General features: G+C 55.6%; 18 protein-coding genes. 3 read left to right on the top strand and 15 right to left on the bottom strand.

The annotated features are described in order from the left end of the window. Window positions 1-154: 154 nt before the first annotated feature. The 8 genes from SK51_RS15135 to SK51_RS15175 all read right to left on the bottom strand — a co-directional run bounded on the left by SK51_RS15135 (window position 155) and on the right by SK51_RS15175 (window position 7,605). On the bottom strand, window positions 155-1,864 hold the full coding sequence (locus tag SK51_RS15135; RefSeq protein ID WP_023306253.1) for an ABC-F family ATP-binding cassette domain-containing protein: 1,710 nt from the start codon (window positions 1,862-1,864) through the stop codon (window positions 155-157). 586 nt (window positions 1,865-2,450) lie between these two features. Beyond that, on the bottom strand, window positions 2,451-2,933 hold the full coding sequence (locus tag SK51_RS15145; RefSeq protein ID WP_023306251.1) for a DUF2778 domain-containing protein: 483 nt from the start codon (window positions 2,931-2,933) through the stop codon (window positions 2,451-2,453). Next, the gene (locus SK51_RS15150; protein ID WP_048206789.1) at window positions 2,930-3,415 is read right to left on the bottom strand and encodes an Hcp family type VI secretion system effector; all 486 of its coding nucleotides are present in this window, start codon (window positions 3,413-3,415) and stop codon (window positions 2,930-2,932) included. Before SK51_RS15150 ends, SK51_RS15145 begins: the two co-directional genes overlap by 4 nt. Before the next feature lie 301 nt (window positions 3,416-3,716). Next, window positions 3,717-5,414, bottom strand: coding sequence for an NAD-dependent malic enzyme (locus tag SK51_RS15155; RefSeq protein ID WP_022648194.1), 1,698 nt, complete (start codon window positions 5,412-5,414; stop codon window positions 3,717-3,719). 176 nt (window positions 5,415-5,590) lie between these two features. Beyond that, window positions 5,591-5,728 carry a stationary-phase-induced ribosome-associated protein gene (gene sra / locus SK51_RS15160; RefSeq protein WP_023300167.1) on the bottom strand — a complete coding sequence of 46 codons (138 nt, stop codon included), beginning with the start codon at window positions 5,726-5,728 and terminating at the stop codon, window positions 5,591-5,593. Between the two features lie 95 nt (window positions 5,729-5,823). Further along, on the bottom strand, window positions 5,824-6,039 hold the full coding sequence (gene bdm / locus SK51_RS15165) for a biofilm-dependent modulation protein (protein WP_022648192.1): 216 nt from the start codon (window positions 6,037-6,039) through the stop codon (window positions 5,824-5,826). Between the two features lie 141 nt (window positions 6,040-6,180). Next, entirely contained in the window at window positions 6,181-6,702 is a 522-nt protein-coding gene (locus tag SK51_RS15170) for a VOC family protein (RefSeq protein WP_023306248.1), read from the bottom strand. A 51-nt stretch (window positions 6,703-6,753) separates the two neighbouring features. Then, window positions 6,754-7,605 carry a Vmh family MBL fold metallo-hydrolase gene (locus SK51_RS15175; RefSeq protein WP_023306247.1) on the bottom strand — a complete coding sequence of 284 codons (852 nt, stop codon included), beginning with the start codon at window positions 7,603-7,605 and terminating at the stop codon, window positions 6,754-6,756. Window positions 7,606-7,716: 111 nt separating this feature from the next. Between SK51_RS15175 and SK51_RS15180 the strand changes: the two genes are divergently transcribed. Both SK51_RS15180 and SK51_RS15185 read left to right on the top strand, forming a co-directional pair. After that, the gene (locus tag SK51_RS15180; RefSeq protein WP_023306246.1) at window positions 7,717-8,604 is read left to right on the top strand and encodes a LysR family transcriptional regulator; all 888 of its coding nucleotides are present in this window, start codon (window positions 7,717-7,719) and stop codon (window positions 8,602-8,604) included. A gap of 69 nt (window positions 8,605-8,673) precedes the next feature. Beyond that, window positions 8,674-9,102, top strand: coding sequence for an OsmC family protein (locus SK51_RS15185; protein ID WP_003857069.1), 429 nt, complete (start codon window positions 8,674-8,676; stop codon window positions 9,100-9,102). A 30-nt stretch (window positions 9,103-9,132) separates the two neighbouring features. Here SK51_RS15185 and SK51_RS15190 read toward each other — a convergent pair whose 3' ends face one another. From SK51_RS15190 to SK51_RS15220, 7 genes are read right to left on the bottom strand one after another with little or no spacing between them, the layout of a single operon-like run. After that, entirely contained in the window at window positions 9,133-10,059 is a 927-nt protein-coding gene (locus tag SK51_RS15190; RefSeq protein ID WP_023306245.1) for an oligopeptide/dipeptide ABC transporter ATP-binding protein, read from the bottom strand. Next, window positions 10,052-11,038, bottom strand: coding sequence for an ABC transporter ATP-binding protein (locus SK51_RS15195; RefSeq protein ID WP_023306244.1), 987 nt, complete (start codon window positions 11,036-11,038; stop codon window positions 10,052-10,054). The genes SK51_RS15190 and SK51_RS15195 overlap by 8 nt, the downstream gene beginning before the upstream one ends. Further along, window positions 11,035-11,931: a D,D-dipeptide ABC transporter permease gene (gene ddpC, locus SK51_RS15200; RefSeq protein WP_022648185.1), complete on the bottom strand. Its 897-nt coding sequence runs from the start codon at window positions 11,929-11,931 to the stop codon at window positions 11,035-11,037. Before ddpC ends, SK51_RS15195 begins: the two co-directional genes overlap by 4 nt. Continuing rightward, complete coding sequence (locus tag SK51_RS15205) at window positions 11,928-12,950, bottom strand: ABC transporter permease (RefSeq protein WP_003857077.1); 1,023 nt, start codon at window positions 12,948-12,950, stop codon at window positions 11,928-11,930. Before SK51_RS15205 ends, ddpC begins: the two co-directional genes overlap by 4 nt. A 23-nt stretch (window positions 12,951-12,973) precedes the next feature. Next, window positions 12,974-14,506, bottom strand: coding sequence for an ABC transporter substrate-binding protein (locus SK51_RS15210; protein WP_023306243.1), 1,533 nt, complete (start codon window positions 14,504-14,506; stop codon window positions 12,974-12,976). A gap of 15 nt (window positions 14,507-14,521) precedes the next feature. After that, complete coding sequence (gene ddpX / locus SK51_RS15215) at window positions 14,522-15,094, bottom strand: D-alanyl-D-alanine dipeptidase (RefSeq protein ID WP_023306242.1); 573 nt, start codon at window positions 15,092-15,094, stop codon at window positions 14,522-14,524. Window positions 15,095-15,106: 12 nt separating this feature from the next. Then, entirely contained in the window at window positions 15,107-15,961 is an 855-nt protein-coding gene (locus SK51_RS15220) for a MurR/RpiR family transcriptional regulator (RefSeq protein ID WP_023306241.1), read from the bottom strand. A 267-nt stretch (window positions 15,962-16,228) separates the two neighbouring features. On the opposite strand from SK51_RS15220, the gene SK51_RS15225 reads away from it, so the two are divergent. After that, window positions 16,229-17,704 carry an alpha/beta hydrolase gene (locus tag SK51_RS15225; RefSeq protein ID WP_032676226.1) on the top strand — a complete coding sequence of 492 codons (1,476 nt, stop codon included), beginning with the start codon at window positions 16,229-16,231 and terminating at the stop codon, window positions 17,702-17,704. Window positions 17,705-17,740: the final 36 nt, after the last annotated feature.

Here is a 17,740-nt window from a genome sequence, read left to right on the forward strand (position 1 = left end):
AAGGATTAATACTTTGGCGCTGTAATGCAAGGCAACCGCAACATAATGTCATCAATTAATTCAGTTTCAGATTAAGAATACGGTGATCCTCTAATAATCAGTAGGGGAAAACGCTAACGTAAAAAACCCGGCGTAATGACCGCCGGGTACAGATTTATAGTTGGGCTTCTATCTCCTCAATCTCTCTTCGCCATTGCGCCTGCAACTGCGGTTTTTGGTGTTTTGGCTTGCGCGCCAAATCCTCTTCCAGCAGCGTTTCCAGGGCAACCAGGCGTTCGAGCAGATCGTCAGACGCTGAAGGTGGTGCCTTCGATGCAGTCTTCGATGCCCCAGGCACCACCGGACCGGTGCCCGCACGCAGGCGCTCAAACACCGCCTCCGCATCGTGCCATTCGCTAAGCCTGCCGTCCTCAATCAGCCAGTAGCGGTTACAGCTCTGGCTAATTAACTGACGATCGTGGCTCACCAGCAGCACTCCGCCTTCAAACTGTTGCAGTGTTTCCGCCAGCGCCTCTTTGCCTTCCATGTCCAGGTGGTTGGTTGGCTCATCCAGCATCAGAAGGCTATAGCGAGCAAGCGTCAGGCCGATGAACAGCAGGCGCGAACGTTCCCCACCGCTCAGCGTACTGACTTTTTGCCCGTGACGCGCCCACGGGAACCCGGCACTGATGAGGGCCATTTTACGGGTCTGCGGATCTGGCGCGAAAGGCTCCAGCGCGTCAAAGATTGTTGCCTCCTCCGAAAGCTGATTCAGCGTCTGATCGTAATAGCCTGGCGACACGCGAGGATGAAGTTTCAGGCCAGCCTCTGAAGGTTCACCTGAAAAATGCCGCCAGATAAGCTTCATCAGTGATGATTTGCCGCAGCCATTACGCCCGACGATAGCCACGCGATCGCCACTTCTAAGCCGCGCAATGTCGACGTGAAACAGCTCAGACAGGCCAGGCTCAGGCGCTACGCTTAGGTTTTCCATCTCCAGTAGCCGGTCTGCCCGCAGGGCGTCACCGCGCAGGGTTAATGTCCACGGACTGCCTGCGGTGAGCTCTGTCTGACTCTCCTTAAGCCGTTCGACCTGCTTTTCCATCTGTTTGGCTTTGCGGGCCAGATCTTCGTTATCGTAGACCTTGCCCCAGGTGGCCAGCCGTCTGGCACTGGCGGTTACGCGGTCAATCTCCTTTTGCTCCGCCTTATGCCGCAGCGCATCACTTTCGTCTTTGGCTACCAGCGCCTGACGCGCGGCGGTGCAGGGAAGGGCGAAGTAGTGCAACATCTTATCGCGCAGGATCCAGCTGCCGTTGGTGACGGCATCCAATAGTTGCCTGTCGTGTGAGACCAGCACAAAGCTGCCGGACCAGTTCTGTAAAAACTGTTCCAGCCAGAGCAGGGTCGGCAAATCGAGGTGGTTACTCGGTTCGTCCAGCAGTAACAGATCTGGATCGCCGATCAGCGCCCGCGCCAGCAGGAGACGCGTATGCTGCCCGCCGCTCAGCGTTGCCGACGTTAAGGCCATGTCCTGCGGTGTAAAGCCCATACCCGCCAGCAGCGTTTCAGCTTTCCAGTGCAGACTCTCGCGTTCAGTCGCGGGCAGTTGCGCCAGCACGGCATCCAGCATGGTCAGGGGATAAATGGCTTCTGGCAGGTGTTGCTCAACGCGCGCCATCAGACAGTATCCGGCCAATGCGACGGTTCCGGCAGCAGGGGAGTCTGTGCCGTCCAACACCTTCAGCAACGTACTTTTGCCGCAGCCGTTGTCGCCCAGCAGGCCAATACGGTCGCCTTTTTTCAGCGTAAAGGAGAGGGAGTCGAACAGCGTGCCAAACGCCGTATCAACACGTAAAGATTGTGCAGTGAGTAAAGTGCTCATTGTTGCTTACCCAAGAGTTACAGGCATGTTTATGCCTCGTCAAACATCGCTGACGATAACTCAGTAAGCCCGAGAGAAGGGATTTCAGGGGTTGGTGTCTTCGCTCAAGCGGAAGTTATCGCAGCACGATACCGATAACGCTTGAGCTGGTGCGATCACCAAATGTATGTGAAACATTGAAAATTTCACAGTACAGCATAATTGGCCTCCTTATAAGTTAAGTGATTATTAGTAACCATCACTATACAACATTTTCATAGAATGAACATACTACTGCGGCAAAAAGCGATATCTTCGGTTGCGGATACAGAACTAAGCGCGTGATGTGATAAAAGGAAGGGCAGCTTCGCTGCCCAGAATCATCTTTTTCGTATAAGCAAATACAGGGATAGCGTGATTACAGACGCAATGAATATGGCCATGCCGAAGAAAACATACAAAACAAAATCCATTATCCTTTCGTCGCCATATATTCCAAAAAGCTCCACAAAATCGTACTGCGTTTCTGGTGGAACAATCTTGTAGAGTGTGAACATTGATAGAAACACGGCTATACACCACAACAACACAAGGAATGCCGCCTTCATTAATAGACCTGCACAACGCCATGTGCAATCATGTAGTTTCCCAATTGCTGCCCTCCAGTTCGAAGTAAGGCTGATGCCAGAATCTTAAAATCGCTCTGACTATAAAGTGTAATACAACCCTTACTTATGCCAGATGGCCCGATAGGGTGTAACCGGAATTCACCTCGCCTTACGCCTTTCACAAAAGTCTCATCATTTATCAATCCGTCATCGCGATATAATGCAAACCATTCGTTCCGATTCGAACCGGTGAAAAATGCGTTAACACTATCCTTAGTTTGAGTATACCAACCCCCTAATCCACGTAAAAGTATGTAATAGCGACCAGGTGGGAGTGGGCCGATATCAGGTATATTTGCGCTTTCTGCACGGTTCGTCGCGTCACCATTCCCTGAAAATGCAGGAAAAAAGCCAACTCCGGGCACAGACAAAGTAGCGTACGTACCTCCGTTGAGGTGGAAAAAGCACTGTATGAGATTCATGATCTGTCATTCCAGGAATCAGCAAAGATGATATTACCGTCACAGTGTCGCCATGTGATCTTCTCGTAACGGAGGGAAATATTTTCTAAATGATTATGTTTTTCCATTGCTGGATTTTTTACGTCATGCATCACCGGGCATATTGAGACCACTTTAACGTTCTCAAGGAACATGTTGAAGTATTCGACCTCTTGACCAGCATCATTGATTTTGTACCACTTAAACTCGGCACTTTTTAGCGTTTGGCCTTTTGCTACAGCCTTGTATAAGTTAGGGCTGGAACTGTCGAACTCCTTTTCAAAAACCAGAGCGCTATGCATGCGCGTACCCGTGATTTTTCCTGTCATATTATCTGTCGGTAGATGCAGTCCATGACCGAATCCTAATACTTCAATACTGCCCTCGCGATATTGCACATCAACCGCGCCTTTGATATCTGCGCCGCCGTCATCTTTCAGCCATAGATATGCTGGGATTGCCATTTCAAAACTCCTTTTTCAATAAATGAATTTAGTGATGCAAAACGTTACTAAACTCTTAAGAAAAACTATTTGTTAGGCAAGAAGTGTTATGTAAAATTTATATATTTTAAAAGGATATAGATTTTTGATTAGGTATGCATTTTTCAAATGATCGATCCTGCTGCATTTTTAAAGCCAAATTATCATGAGTGACTTTCAACAAAGCATTTATAGGCAGGATTAAGGGAATTAGAGGAAAAAGGGAGAAGGGACTTCACGTTCCCTCTCCCTTGTGAAGAGAGGGAACGTTCAAAACTCCGATTTAAATCGAAGTACGACGATAGCTACGGTATTCCGGCATCCAGAAGTTATCATCAATCGCCTGCTGCAACGCATCGGCAGAGGTTTTCACCGCGACGCCTTGCTGCTGCGCCATTTTGCCTACCGCGAAGGCAATTGCGCGGGACACTTTGTGAATGTCTTTCAGCTCCGGCAGTACCAGGCCTTCACCGTTATTCACCAGCGGAGAGTGACCTGCCAGCGTTTCGCTCGCGGACATCAGCATTTCGTCGGTGATGCGGGACGCGCCGGAGGCGATAACTCCCAGACCAATACCCGGGAAGATATAGGAGTTATTGCACTGCGCGATGGGGTAGAGTTTGTCCTTCCACACCACAGGATCAAACGGACTGCCGGTTGCGACCAGTGCCTTACCTTCGGTCCATGCGATGATGTCCTGCGGCGTTGCCTCCACGCGTGAAGTCGGGTTAGATAGCGGCATCACGATAGGGCGTTCGCAGTGCTTGTGCATCTCGCGAATAATCTCCTCCGTGAAGAGGCCGGTCTGCCCGGACACGCCGATCAGAATGTCCGGCTTCACGTTGCGCACCACGTCAAGAAGCGAGAGCACTTCGTTATCCGTATCCCAGTTTTTCAGGTTTTCGCGCTTCTGCACCAGTTTGGTCTGGAACGGGAGCAGGTTTGGCATGCCGTCGGTCAGCAGGCCAAAACGGTCCACCATAAAGACGCGGGAGCGGGCCAGCTCTTCGCTTAAGCCTTCGCGCTGGGTCTGGGCAATAATTTGCTCGGCGATGCCGCAGCCCGCGGAGCCTGCACCCAGGAAGACAATTTTCTGATAGCTGAGCTGGCTGCCCGCCGCACGGCTCGCAGCAATCAGCGTACCGACGGTCACTGCCGCAGTGCCCTGAATGTCATCGTTGAACGAGCAGATCTCATCGCGGTAGCGGTTCAGCAGCGGCATGGCGTTTTTCTGTGCGAAGTCTTCGAACTGCAACAGCACGTCAGGCCAGCGGTGCTTCACGGCCTGGATGAAATCATCCACAAACTGATAGTACTCGTCGTCGGTAATGCGCGGGTGACGCCAGCCCATGTACAGCGGATCGTTCAACAGTTGCTGGTTATTGGTCCCCACGTCAAGTACCACCGGCAGGGTGTAGGCCGGGCTGATCCCGCCGCAGGCGGTATACAGCGAGAGCTTACCGATGGGGATCCCCATCCCGCCAATGCCCTGGTCACCGAGGCCCAGAATACGTTCGCCATCGGTCACCACGATCACCTTGATGTTGTGGTTAGGCACGTTTTGCAGAATGTCATCCATGTTGTGACGGTTCTGATAAGAGATGAACACACCGCGGGAACGACGGTAGATCTCTGAGAAGCGTTCACACGCCGCGCCGACGGTGGGGGTGTAAATGACGGGCATCATCTCTTCAAGATGGTTCTGCACGAGGCGGTAGAAGAGGGTTTCGTTGGTGTCCTGAATATTACGCAGGTAGATGTGTTTATCGATTTCGGTTTTAAAGCCCTGATACTGGATCCAGGCACGTTCTGCCTGTTCTTCAATGGTTTCAACCACTTCAGGCAGCAGGCCCAGCAGGTTAAAGCTGCTGCGCTCTTCCATGCTAAAGGCGCTGCCTTTGTTCAGAAGGGGGAACTCCAGTAAAACCGGACCGGCGTAAGGAATATAAAGGGAACGATGTTTTTTCAGTTTGTTGTCCATGTCACTCACTCTTTTTAAGAAGATCCGTCCCTGACACTGCTGTTTGTCATCTTTCTGGCCTGTGCTACGGGGTGCGGTCGGTTGGTATTATAAAGGAGCTGAATATTAATTACCGCAACACATAAACAAAAACACCATCGGGATTACCGATGGTGTTGTGAATTCCGTGCCGGAACTTACTTGCCGGAAGGGCGTTTCCTGCCGGTGGCGTGGGTAACTTGCGTTTCGCTACCCTCCTCAATAACCACTTTACGCTGGTTAGAAAGCTTGTAGTTCAGTCCCAGAATATGGCGTGCCTGACGGTTCGATTTCATGTTAACTCCTCAATCCTGTTGATAGTTTTAAGGACAAGCTTGCTTACGCAAACGAAATGTAACCCCTTAGGTTGCAGATCCAGCTTAGCAGGTTTTTACAGAGGTGCGTTTCGCCCACTAACCACATAGTTGATGGTTTGCTGGTAGATGTCACTGAGGATGTCATTGTCCGTGGCTTCCACCCACTTGGTCAGTTCCATCAAAATGTCATCTTCAGTAACAACACCGTGCTCGGCGTGAAGACCTTGTGCGATCGCGTTAACAAGTTCCGGTTGTGCTGCTGTGGTATGTGCCGGGTAATAAGTAAACATGCTGCCTCCGTGTCGTTGTCTGTTTAATGTTACGGCGTGCAAAATCGTAATTCACATTCAGATTGGCAAATATTTTTGCCGTTGTGGTTCAGATTCGTCCTGGAATTAAAAATAACATCCCCCGTAGCACAGAAATAAAACTCAGGGTTTCCAGCGGCGTAAATTCGTGGTTTTTTCATAAGGCATGGGCGTCGGCCAGGAGATCAATTCCACAATGCTGCCCCAGGGGGTTTGACCATAGCAGAAAGCATTACCTTCACCTTGCTCATCCGGAAAGCTAAGCGGCTTCGGTGCGGTGAACATCTCGCCGCCGGCGGCGGTGAAAGCCGCGATGGCACTATCAAAATCATCAACATAAACAGCAAAATGCTGAAGTCCAAAGTCGCTGGCGCGAGCGGGCATTCCCTGTTCAGGGCCATGCATTTCGAAAAGTTCTATGCCGGGTCCGTGCGGCATAACAAGCATGCGAATGGCATGAATTTTAGTGCCGGGAAATAATTTTAAGGTGTGTTGCTGGGCGGGCTGATCGATATTATCGGTTTCTGCATCGACAGAATGATATAAAACCTGTGCGCCGAAAGCGCGTTCAAAAAATAGGGTGGCTTTTTCAATGTCGGGCACCGTAATACCGATATGGTCAATACCCCTTACTGACGATGTCATAGTAAACTCCTGCTATAAAAAATTTAAATATAGCAGGAGATAGTCAGCTTATTACCACTTCATTTCGCCGGTATTCACTTTGGCACTCAGTTCCAGCGAACTTTCTTCCGCAAGGTTCGGCCACTGTTTTTTCATCGCGATGATGACGTCGGTAGACGCTTTATGCGTCCTGAGGGCCTTTTCAAACTGCTGTAGATAGCGACGGGTAAAGTCGATAGCGCCGGTACCCGCTGGCGGTGTCCCAAGGTAGTGGCCCGGAATAACGCGTTCGGGCTTAAGGGCAGCCATGCTATCCAGCGTCTGCTGCCACTGTTTACGGCTTTCCGGCGTTTGGGTATCCGCCGTCCAGACGTGAATGCCCCATGAGACGCCCGTGCCGCCGAGGATGGTTTTGGCGGATGGGATCCAGACGTACGCCGCATAGCTTTCAGGCTCTTCAATGCTTACTCTCTCACCGTCAATCATAAAGGTGGTTGAGGCAAGCACTTGCGGCACGTAGAGCTGCGTCGGCGCGCCATCTTTCATCTGTGGCCCCCAGAAGGCGAGCTTCGCGTCTTTTGTGGCCCTGATATGGTCCACCACCTGTTGCGTGGCGACAACTTTGGCATTAGGGAAGGCTTTCATCAGCGGTTGCAGGCCGAAATAGAAATCCGGATCGCCGGAAGTGATCACGATTTTGTTCAGCGTTTTACCGCTGTGGCGAATTTTTTCTACCAGCGCTTCGCCATCTTTCACGCTGAACTGGGCGTCAAACAGTACCGCCTCTTTCGGGCCAGATACCAGCGTGGAAGAAACGGCAAAAATGCCTTTTTCCTGCGGGTTATACGTATCAACGGTCAACGGCGCGGCAAAGACGGCCGGAGTGAAAAGGGTTGTCAGCAAAGCAAGGCGGGCGATTGTCATGGTCATGTCTCTGTTCTTCAGGAAAGTCTCTATTGTACGGATCTCTTCATTTGCCAGAATTCCTGAAACAGGAGATGCTTAGTTTCGTAGATCGAGCAAATGGAGGTCGAAATGGATCGCGTTATTGCCGCCCAGGTGTACAACCGCATCTGTGAGCTGGGGAGTTTAAGCGCGGCGGCGCGGGCGCTGGGGATCTCCCGTCCGATGGTGAGCCGTTATCTGGAGCAGATGGAGAAGTGGGCTGGGGCGCGGCTGGTTAACCGCTCCACCCGCAAGCTGACGCTGACGGCAGCGGGGGAGAAGGTCCTGCAAAAGACGCGCACGCTATCGCAAATTTCTCAGGAAATTGAAGATCAGTCAGTGAAGGATTTACCCTCAGGCACGCTTCGTGTCGCCTGCGCGCATTTTACCGCGATGCAGATTATCGCTCCGGTGCTGCCCGATCTGTTGCAGCGTTACCCTCAACTGCGCATTGAGCTGGATGTTAACAACCATCCGGTGAGCCTGGTGGGCGAGCGAATTGACGTGGCGATCCGCATTACTGATAACCCCGAACCGGGTATGATCGCTCGCCGGTTGGGAGAGTGTCGGTCCGTGCTTTGCGCCTCGCCGCACTACCTTGCAAGCCGGGGCGTTCCAGAGGAGCTGGAAGACTTAGCCCGGCACAACTGCCTGCATTACAGCTTTTTTGCCGGTCAGTCGTGGCGTTTTTTAACGCCGGCAGGGGAGCCGGTCACGACGGCGGTCAGCGGCAATCTCAGCGCCAGCATCTCATCTCTGCTGATGGAGGCGGCGATAAATCACTGTGGTATTGCCATGCTGCCCGAGCGCGAGGCCGACGCGGCGCTACGGCAGGGAAGCCTGGTGCCGGTGCTCAGCGCCTATACGCCAAAACCGATCGGCATTTTTGGTATTTATCAGTCGCGAGACTATCAGCCTGCGGCGCAGCGTGTGTTCCTCGACGCGCTGGCAAACCACCTTGCCACGCGATCGGACTAGTCTGTCTTCCCTGCAAAATAGATTATGCGTCCTATACTTATCCCTTTGTAAGCCAAAAGGAGAGCAAGAATGACGATTCATAAGCACGGTTCAGCACACTGGTCTGGCGACATCAAACGCGGCAAAGGGACGGTATCGACCGAAAGTGGCGTCCTTAACCAGCAACCTTACGGCTTTAACACCCGCTTCGAGGGCGAGAAAGGGACTAACCCGGAAGAGCTGATTGGCGCAGCGCACGCGGCATGTTTCTCTATGGCCCTGTCGCTAATGCTGGGCGAAGCGGGTTATACTGCCGATTCCATCGATACCACGGCGGATGTCTCGCTGGATAAAACCGACAGCGGTTTTGCCATCAGCAAAGTCGCGCTGCAAAGCAAGGTGACGGTACCGGGTATCGATCCGCAGCAGTTCGACGGCATTATCCAGAAAGCCAAGGCCGGTTGCCCGGTCTCGCAGCTGTTGAAAGCGGAAATCACGCTGGATTACAAACTGAACTGATATCGGGCCGGGCGCATGCCCGGCTCATTTTTAACGGTTACGCCAGCAGCGTACGCTTCGGCTTGCGGAAGAGGGCTGGAGCTGTTGCGGCTGTTCACATCCCTGCGTCGCCAGCGAACAGCGGTCGCGGAAATAGCACCCAACGGGCAGGTGGCGATTACCCGGAAGATCGGTTTTTCGCAACGCAAGATCCTCATCCAGCGGTTCTCCGGTCCGGGGAACGGAGTCAAGTAGCAGCTGCGTATAAGGATGGCGCGGCTGACCCAGCACCTGGTTCGCCGGACCCAGTTCCACGATTTGCCCCAGATACATTACCGCCACCCGGTCGCTCATGTGCCGGACCACCGAGACGTTGTGCGAGATAAGCACGTAGGTCAGATTTCGCTGCTGTTGCAGGGCAACCAGCAAATTGAGGATCTGTGCCTGGACGGAAATATCCAGCGCGCTGGTGGGTTCATCCAGCACGATGATGTCCGGATCCGAAGAGAGCGCCCGGGCGATAGCGATGCGCTGGCGCTGTCCGCCCGAAAACGCATGCGGCAGGCGGTCAAGATATTCCGCTCGAATCCCAACCTGCTGCGCCAGCGTTTCAGCCAACTGACGACGCTCCCGTTCGCTGCGACGTTGCTGTATCCACACCGGCTCGGTGATGGTGCGCCAGACGGGTAAACGCGGATCGAGGGACGAGAGCGGGTCCTGAAATACCATCTGCATACCACCCGCCGCATTCGCGCGCTGACAGGCACCGGTACTCGGTTTGAGCATGCCCATCAGCAGCTGCGCCAGCGTGCTCTTTCCACAGCCGGATTCCCCCACAACGCCCAGCGTTTCGCCGCGATGGATCCGGAGATCCATGCCGTTAAGGGCGTGTACCTGTTCCGTCACGCGCCCCAGCCAGTTTTTGCGCGCAGGAAAATTCACATGCACGCTATCCAGTTCCAGCAGTACCTCAGACATGGCGTCTCTCCTGTTGTGGGTACCAGCAGGCAGCCTGCTGGCCTTCTGCGCCCGTGGAAATTAAGCGCGGCGTTTCGCTGCATTTCGCCCCGGCAGCAAAACAGCGTTCGCGAAAAGCACATCCGCGCGGGAGGTGGCTGAGGTTAGGTACCGTGCCGGGAATGGCCGGTAGGATCTCGCGCGGTTCACCATTTTCCGGGGCACACCGCAGCAGGCCAATCGAATAGGGGTGCACAGGATGGTGGATCAAGGTCTGCGTGCTGCCGCTTTCGATCACGCTGCCCGCGTACATAACGTACATCCGGTCACAAAGCTGCGACACCACCGCCATATCGTGACTGATAAACAGCACCGACGTTCCGCTGGCGCGCGCTTTATGTTTCAGCAGACGCAGCACCTGAAGCTGGACGGTCACATCCAGCGCGGTAGTGGGTTCATCAGCGATGATCAGCTCCGGCTCGCAGGAGAAGGCAAGGGCGATCATGACCCGCTGGCGCATACCGCCGGAAAGCTCAAACGGATAGCGATCCATTACCTGCGCCGCATCCGGGATTTGCATCTCGCCCAGCAGGGAGATCGCCTTCTGCTGCGCGTCGCGGCGGGAAAGCGACTGATGCTGGCGGATCACCTCCACCATCTGCCTGCCAATCCGGCGCGTGGGGTTAAGCGCCGTCATCGGCTCCTGAAAAATCATCGCCACCCTGGCGCCGCGCCACTGACGAAGCTGTTTTTCCGACGCGTTCAGCACATCTTCCCCGAGCAGCGTGACCCGGCCATGGTGAACATGGTAACTGCCTTCCGGCAGCAGGCGCATCGCCAGCATCGCGGTGACCGATTTTCCCGAGCCGGATTCGCCCACCACGCCGACAATTTCACCCCGGCCAATCTCCAGCGAGACGTGGTTAAGCGCGTGGATGTCACCGCGAAAAATGGGGAAGCTCAGGTGCAAATCTTCAATCGATAATACGGAATCACTCATGACTGCTTCCCTCCTGATTTGGGATCCAGCAGGTCGCGAAGACCATCGCCAAACAGATTAAAGCCAACCGCCGTGATCAGAATTGCCGCCCCCGGAAACGCGCAGTACCACCACTGGTCAAGCACGTAGTTACGCCCCACGGCCACCATTGCCCCCCATTCGGCGGTCGGCTGCTGCGCGCCTAATCCAATAAAGCCCAGCGTGGCGGCCATCAGAATGGCGCTGCCGATATCCAGCGACGCTTGTACGATCAGCGGCGGCAGGGCGTTACGCAGGATATGCCAGCTGATCAGGTGCCAGCGCGATGCGCCAAAGGTGCGGGCGGCCAGCACGTAGGTGAACTGGCGCACCACCAGCGTTTGCCCGCGTGCCAGCCGCACGTAAAACGGAATGCGTACAATCGCAATCGCCAGCATCGCGTTAAACAGGCTTGGGCCGAGCGCGGCGGCCAGGGCCATCGTCAGCACCAGCGAGGGGATGGAGAGCATAATGTCCATGATGCGCATAATGATGGCGTCGCCGCGCCCGCCAAGTACGCCGGACAAACAGCCGAGCAGCGAACCGATGCCGCCCGCAATCACCACCACCGCCAGCCCCGCTGTGATGGACTGCTGGCTGCCCACCAGCACGCGGCTGAACAGATCCCGGCCCACCTCATCGGTGCCAAACCAGTGCTGGGCTGACGGTGCCTGTAAGCGCGCGGTCAGATCCAGCGCGTTCGGATCGTGCGGGACTATCCACGGCGAGACCACCATCATCAGCAGCATCACGATCATAATGACCCCGCCGATCAGCGTGAGCGGGCTTTTGCGTAACATCCAGAACAGCTTTGCCCAGTTGATGCGCTGTTTAGCGGTGCTGACAGGGACGGGCGTTTCCTGAGTTAACATCATTCGGCACCTCCGCGCCCGATTCGCGGGTCGATCCACAGATACAGCAGATCCACCACCAGATTAACGAAGACATAGGCCAGCGATACCACGACCGCGAAGCCCATGACGGCAGGGAAATCCAGCGCCTGAATGGAGGTCACCACCCAGGCTCCCATTCCCGGCCAGGCAAACACGGTTTCGGTAAGGACGGCCCCGTACAGCAGATCGCCCAGCGCCAGCCCGAGCACGGTAATGGAGGGGATCATGGCGTTGGGTAAGGCGTAGCGCAGGACGATGTACCAGCCCGGCAACCCGCTCGCGCGGGCGGTACGAATATAATCCTCGCTCAGTTGCTCAAGCATCGCGGAACGTACCTGACGCGCCACAATACCAAGATGCACAAAGGCCAGGGTCAGGGAGGGTAAAATCAGGTGCTGCAGGGCGTTGAAAAACACCTCGCCGTTGCCTTCCAGCAGAGCGTCCAGCAGATAAAAACCGGTAACGTGGGCGGGCGGATCGAGCCAGTCGTCCAGCCTGCCGCCGCCGGGCAGAATTTGCAGTTGACCGTAGAACAGAACGATAACTCCCAGTCCCAGCCAGAAGGCAGGCGTCGAGATGCCCGTCATCGCCATCAGTCGCACCAGGTGATCCAGCCAGCGGTTACGGTACACCGCCGATAAAATGCCCAGCGGCACGCCAATCACCAGCGCCAGCAGCAGGGAGCAAAAGGCAAGCTCCAGCGTGGCGGGGAAAAAAGCTTTCAAATCTTCCGCAACGGGGCGACCGGTGCGAATAGACGTGCCCAGATCGCCATGTGCCAGCGCCTCAACGTAGCGGCCAAACTGAATATAGAGTGGTTGATCCAGCCCCAGCTGCTGGCGGATGCCCTGCACGATTTCATCGCTGGCGCGATCACCGGCCAGCAGGCGGGCCGGATCGCCGGGGATCAGGTGTGAAATAATAAAAGTAATAATACAGACACCGGCCACCACCAGGATTAACCCCCAGCAGCGCTGGCGCACAATGCTCCAGAACGTCATACACTTCCCCCCGGCGTGGGCCGTTACTTACTCATGGTGGCGATGTTAAAGACCTGCTCAAGCATCGGATTAAAGGTGAAGCCTTTGACCTCTTTGTTCATCGCCAGCTGGTAGTTCTTCTGGAACAGATAAACGTAAGCCGCCTCGTCAATCACCACTTTCTGCGCCTGCTGGTAATCTTTGGTGCGTTCCGCCTGATCGGTGGTTTTCAGTGCCGCCTGCAACAGCGCATCGACCTCTTTGTTCTCATAGAATGAGCGGTTCCCCGGCAGCCCTTTTTTGTCCGATTCGAACCAGTAGTTCATGAACATGTACGGGTCAGCGAAGTCCGGGCTCCAGTTACCAATCGCAATGTCATAATCACCTTTGCCGACGCGGTCGCGCATGGTGGCGTTCGCCAGTTTCTCGAGCTTGACGTTAATCCCCAGCTTGCCCAGGCTCGCCTGCGTGGAGAGGGCGATAGGCTCCCAGTTCGGGTCGTTATCGGAATAGAGGAACGTCAGGCTGGCAGGTTTATCTTTGACTTTCTCCAGCGCCGCTTTGGCTTTGGCCTCGTCAAAGCTGTACTGCATGGCGTTCGCATCGAAGCCCCACATGCCCTCCGGGATCGGGCCGCGCATCTGCTTGCCGTTCCCGCTGAGAATGCCTTTCACCATCCCCTGGTAATCGGTCGCCCAGGAGACCGCGCGGCGCAAATCCACCTGATTCATCGGAGGCTTACTGTTGTTCAGATAGAGGTAGGTCACCCGCAGGGACGGGTATTCCGCCACGGCCACTTTGCCTTCCTGCTTCAGAGCAGCAAGCTGATCCACCGGCAGGGCGTCGGCGATATCCAGATCGCCACGGGAAAGTTGCAGGCGACGCGAGGCGCTTTCACCGATAATCTTCACCGAGACGCGCTTAAAGTGCGGCTTTTCACCTGGCCAGTGTGGGTTGGGCACCATCACCAGCTGTTGACCTTTCCGCCAGCTTTTCAGCATAAACGGTCCGGAACCCGCGGTGTTTTGCGCCAGGAAACCGCGTGCGTCGTCGGCGGCATTGGCCTTCAGCACCGCCGGGTTGACGATCGACGCGCCGTCATTGGCCAGCGTGTAGAGGAACGGGGCAAACGGCTGGCTGAGGGTGAATTTCACCGTATGCTCATCCACCACGTCCACTTTCAAATCTTTCGGGAACGCTTCGGAAGGTCCCTGGTTGATTTTAAGCAGACGTTCAAACGACAGCTTGACCGCTTCGGCGGTCACCGGCGTGCCGTCGGAGAATTTTGCATTATCTGCCAGGGTGAACGTCCACACTTTCTGGTCGTCTGACGCCTTCCAGCCCGTCGACAGATCACCTTCCACCTCCGTGGTGCCAGGCTTGTATTTCACCAGACGCTGGTACGAGGGGTAGGTCACCGTCCAGTCGTTGTTATCGATAGTGACCGCCGGATCCAGCGTTTGCGGATCGGCAGCTTTCCCTATCACCAGCATATCTTTTGGCACCGCCGCCAGAGCGGGAAGGGTGCTCAGGGCGAGCGTAGCGGCAATCAGGGTAGTAAGCAGCGTTGTTTTCATGGCCGGGCTCCAGAATTACAGTGAGTGTGTGATCGGATAACAGGCGAACTGGTCATCTAACAGCGGATAGCTGGCGGCGTTCGGCAGCTCGAAATGCCACCACTCGCTGCTGATGCCCACAAAACCGCCGCCGTACATAACGGCGTTCAGGAGCAGACGATTTCGCTGCGCCTCGGGCGGAACGGAAGGGTGCCAGGCATGAGAACGGTCGTGCATTTCGTCAAACCCGGCGCCCATATCCAGCACGTTGTCGTGTTCATCCATCAGCGTGACGTCAATGGCAGTGCCCCGGCTGTGGTTCGAGCCAATCGCGACATCCACCACGTATTCCGGATTGGGGCAGGCATCCCAGAGTTGCGCCTGTGCCTGCTGGGGGCGGTAGGCGTCGTAGACCACCAGCTTCAGACCGGCCAGCGCGGCGATACTGATCGATTTCGCCAGCGCGGTGGCGGCATCCGTGTGCAGCAGGCACGCGGCGTGCTGGTAGATCGGGCGGCCGGTAATGTTATCGGCGGTCGCGTATTTCAGATCGATATGCAGCGTGGGAAAAGTTTTCGCCACATCAATCAGTTGACTCTCTTCAGGCATAGCTCCGCTCCTTTAGCGTTCAAATTGACCAAATTCTTGTTGTAGTTGTCGGTTGATTGCCAGACGTTCCGGCAGCGCTTCCCCCAGCGCCTCCACAACGCCCGACAGCAGCAGGTTGAACAGACAGCTCACCGGCGCCAGCGAGTCCCAGAAATGGCCGGTATCGGTCTTCACCTGGAGTAAATCAATCGGGTAATCCCGCGCCCACGGGCACCAGATATCGGTGATCAGCGCCATCGCCAGGCCTTTTTCGCTCGCCACGCGGCAGTACTGGCGGGCAATGGCGGAGTAGGCGCGGGTATCGGTCAGCACGATATACGGGTTAGCAAAGCCGGAGTTAAGCGACTCCACCCAGCTACCAGAGAGCCCTTCGGAATAGCTTACCCGCGGGCGCAGATACTCCAGATGGCTGAAGAACGCATTGGCGATCCCGCGCGTGGACTGGATCCCCAGCACGAAGACGGCGTCGGCATGGGTAAGTTGCTGGACCACCTGCCTGAACGTTTCGCTTTGCGCCAGCTGGTAGACATGGGCAATGGCGTCCACCTCCAGCGACAGGGAGTGCTGAAGGCGATCCGACAGCGGCTGTTGCTGCTTCCAGGAGTCGAGACGCTCGTTAATGCCCCAGGGCTGGTGGGGATCGCGCAGGCTTTTTTTGGCGTCATCAAGGTTGCGATAGCCCAGCTTGCGCAGAAAGCGTCCGACGGTGATCCCGCTGGTGGCCGTGGCCAGCGCCACGCTCTCAGCCGTTTCAAAAGGGATCTGCCCGGCGTGCGCCAGCATCCAGCTTGCCACCCGCTTTTCGCTCGGGGTGAGCTGGCTAAAGGTCGCTTCGATACGGCTCAACACCTCAGGTTTGGTCGTCATACCGCCTCGCTGTTAACTGGCTGTCAAAGGCCGGGTTTCTGTTATCAGATTAACAATGCAGGACGCGTGCCATGTTCACATTGCGGCGAAAACGCGCTGTGCAGCAAAGTTAATGCAATATTTGTTTAACAGATGCTCAACATTTGTGCAGCGTAGTTCACTTTTGGTGCAGTGTCCGGCCTGAGCGGTATCTATTTGGTGAATACGACAGCCTCTTCACATTTTTTGGTAAGATGAAAGCTCTGTGGATAAGAGAGGGAGCCTTACATGGCGAATTTGCCCTGGCGGGTCAGCGTGCGCCTGATGGCTCTCGCAAAAAAAATAGCGATGGTCATCGGGATCATCGTGCTCGTTCTGCTGGCGGTGCGGGTTTATCTTTCGCAGCAGGGGCCGGCTCTGCATCACTGGCATACCTGGCGGGCTGACGAAATGTCCGTGCAGGAGATGGATAACGCGACCTTCGCAGCCTATGTCGCGCGGGAAAACGCCATCTTCACCGCTCTTGATGCTGAGGTGACGGCGAAAGTCACCCCCGCAGAGCGCACGCCGCTGAACCGCTATTACCGTCAGAGCCTGGTGTGGCCAGGACACTTTACTCCGGATGCAAACCGGTCGTTTGTGCTGATGCCTGCCGGAAAGCCGCGCGGGGCGGTAGTGTTGTTGCACGGTCTGACGGATTCGCCCTACAGCGTCAGGCGTCTGGCTGTGAATTATCAAAAGCACGGCTTTGTGGCCGTAGTGCCTCGTTTGCCCGGACATGGCACGGCGCCGGGCGCGTTGACAGACGTTGACTGGGAGGCGTGGCTGGCAGCTACGCGCCTTGCGGTTCGTGAAGCAACACGCCTGACGGGGAACGATCTTCCCCTGCACCTGGTGGGCTATTCCAACGGCGGGGCGCTGGCGATGAAATACGCCCTCGACGCCCTTGATGCGCCTGAACTGCGTAAACCTCAGCAGATCGTTTTGCTCTCACCGATGATTGGCGTCACGGCGTTTGCGCGCTTTGCCGGATTCGCCGGGCTACCGGCTATGTTACCGGCGTTTGCCAAAGCCGCGTGGCTCAACATTTCTCCGGAATATAATCCTTATAAATACAATTCGTTCCCGGTGAATGCGGCACGTCAGTCCTGGCTGCTTACCCGGGCGCTGCATGAGCAGATAAACCGCGATGTTCATGATCACAAACTAACGCAGCTTCCGCCGGTACTGGCGTTTCAGTCGGTCATGGATTCAACGGTCAGTACCCGCGCCGTAGTCAGCGGGCTGTTTGACCAGCTTCCGGCAAATGGCAGCGAACTGGTGGTATTTGACATCAATCAGGCCGGGAGTTTCCGTCCACTGTTCAGGCCATCATCCTGGACGGCGGTGGCTGACCTGCTGCCCGAGGCGAAAAGACGTTACAGTGTCACAATCGTGACCAATGCCAGCCCTGACAGGTTTGATATGGTGGCAAAGACAACGCCTGCGGGCAGCACCCGGGAAACGGTGACGCCGCTGTCGGTCTCGTATCCGCAGGAGGTTTATTCCCTGTCGCATATTGCCATTCCGTTCCCGCCTGAAGACGATCTGTATGGCCGCCATCCTGAGGTGAAAAACCGCTATGGAATCAGTCTCGGGACGATAGCCCTGTGGGGAGAAACCTCAGTTCTGAGCGTCGGCAAAGATGCGCTGATGCGCGTGACGTCGAATCCGTTCTACGACTATATGCAGACGCGGATCGACAGCCGTATCGGGGAGAATTAAGCCCGACGTGGAATAGATTAGGTCACACCGGGGAAC

This window comes from Enterobacter sp. MGH85 (genome assembly GCF_001037655.1).
In the GTDB taxonomy this organism is placed as follows: Bacteria; Pseudomonadota; Gammaproteobacteria; order Enterobacterales; family Enterobacteriaceae; genus Enterobacter; species Enterobacter intestinihominis.

Coding starts and splice junctions, on each gene's coding strand:
- SK51_RS15135 (WP_023306253.1), bottom strand. CDS start 1,864: ATGAGCACTTTACTCACTGCACAATCTTTACGTGTTGATACGGCGTTT.
- SK51_RS15150 (WP_048206789.1), bottom strand. CDS start 3,415: ATGGCAATCCCAGCATATCTATGGCTGAAAGATGACGGCGGCGCAGAT.
- SK51_RS15185 (WP_003857069.1), top strand. CDS start 8,674: ATGACGATTCATAAGCACGGTTCAGCACACTGGTCTGGCGACATCAAA.
- ddpX (WP_023306242.1), bottom strand. CDS start 15,094: ATGCCTGAAGAGAGTCAACTGATTGATGTGGCGAAAACTTTTCCCACG.
- bdm (WP_022648192.1), bottom strand. CDS start 6,039: ATGTTTACTTATTACCCGGCACATACCACAGCAGCACAACCGGAACTT.
- SK51_RS15190 (WP_023306245.1), bottom strand. CDS start 10,059: ATGTCTGAGGTACTGCTGGAACTGGATAGCGTGCATGTGAATTTTCCT.
- SK51_RS15180 (WP_023306246.1), top strand. CDS start 7,717: ATGGATCGCGTTATTGCCGCCCAGGTGTACAACCGCATCTGTGAGCTG.
- ddpC (WP_022648185.1), bottom strand. CDS start 11,931: ATGATGTTAACTCAGGAAACGCCCGTCCCTGTCAGCACCGCTAAACAG.
- SK51_RS15170 (WP_023306248.1), bottom strand. CDS start 6,702: ATGACATCGTCAGTAAGGGGTATTGACCATATCGGTATTACGGTGCCC.
- SK51_RS15205 (WP_003857077.1), bottom strand. CDS start 12,950: ATGACGTTCTGGAGCATTGTGCGCCAGCGCTGCTGGGGGTTAATCCTG.
- SK51_RS15155 (WP_022648194.1), bottom strand. CDS start 5,414: ATGGACAACAAACTGAAAAAACATCGTTCCCTTTATATTCCTTACGCC.
- SK51_RS15210 (WP_023306243.1), bottom strand. CDS start 14,506: ATGAAAACAACGCTGCTTACTACCCTGATTGCCGCTACGCTCGCCCTG.
- SK51_RS15225 (WP_032676226.1), top strand. CDS start 16,229: ATGGCGAATTTGCCCTGGCGGGTCAGCGTGCGCCTGATGGCTCTCGCA.
- SK51_RS15220 (WP_023306241.1), bottom strand. CDS start 15,961: ATGACGACCAAACCTGAGGTGTTGAGCCGTATCGAAGCGACCTTTAGC.
- SK51_RS15195 (WP_023306244.1), bottom strand. CDS start 11,038: ATGAGTGATTCCGTATTATCGATTGAAGATTTGCACCTGAGCTTCCCC.
- SK51_RS15175 (WP_023306247.1), bottom strand. CDS start 7,605: ATGACAATCGCCCGCCTTGCTTTGCTGACAACCCTTTTCACTCCGGCC.
- sra (WP_023300167.1), bottom strand. CDS start 5,728: ATGAAATCGAACCGTCAGGCACGCCATATTCTGGGACTGAACTACAAG.
- SK51_RS15145 (WP_023306251.1), bottom strand. CDS start 2,933: ATGAATCTCATACAGTGCTTTTTCCACCTCAACGGAGGTACGTACGCT.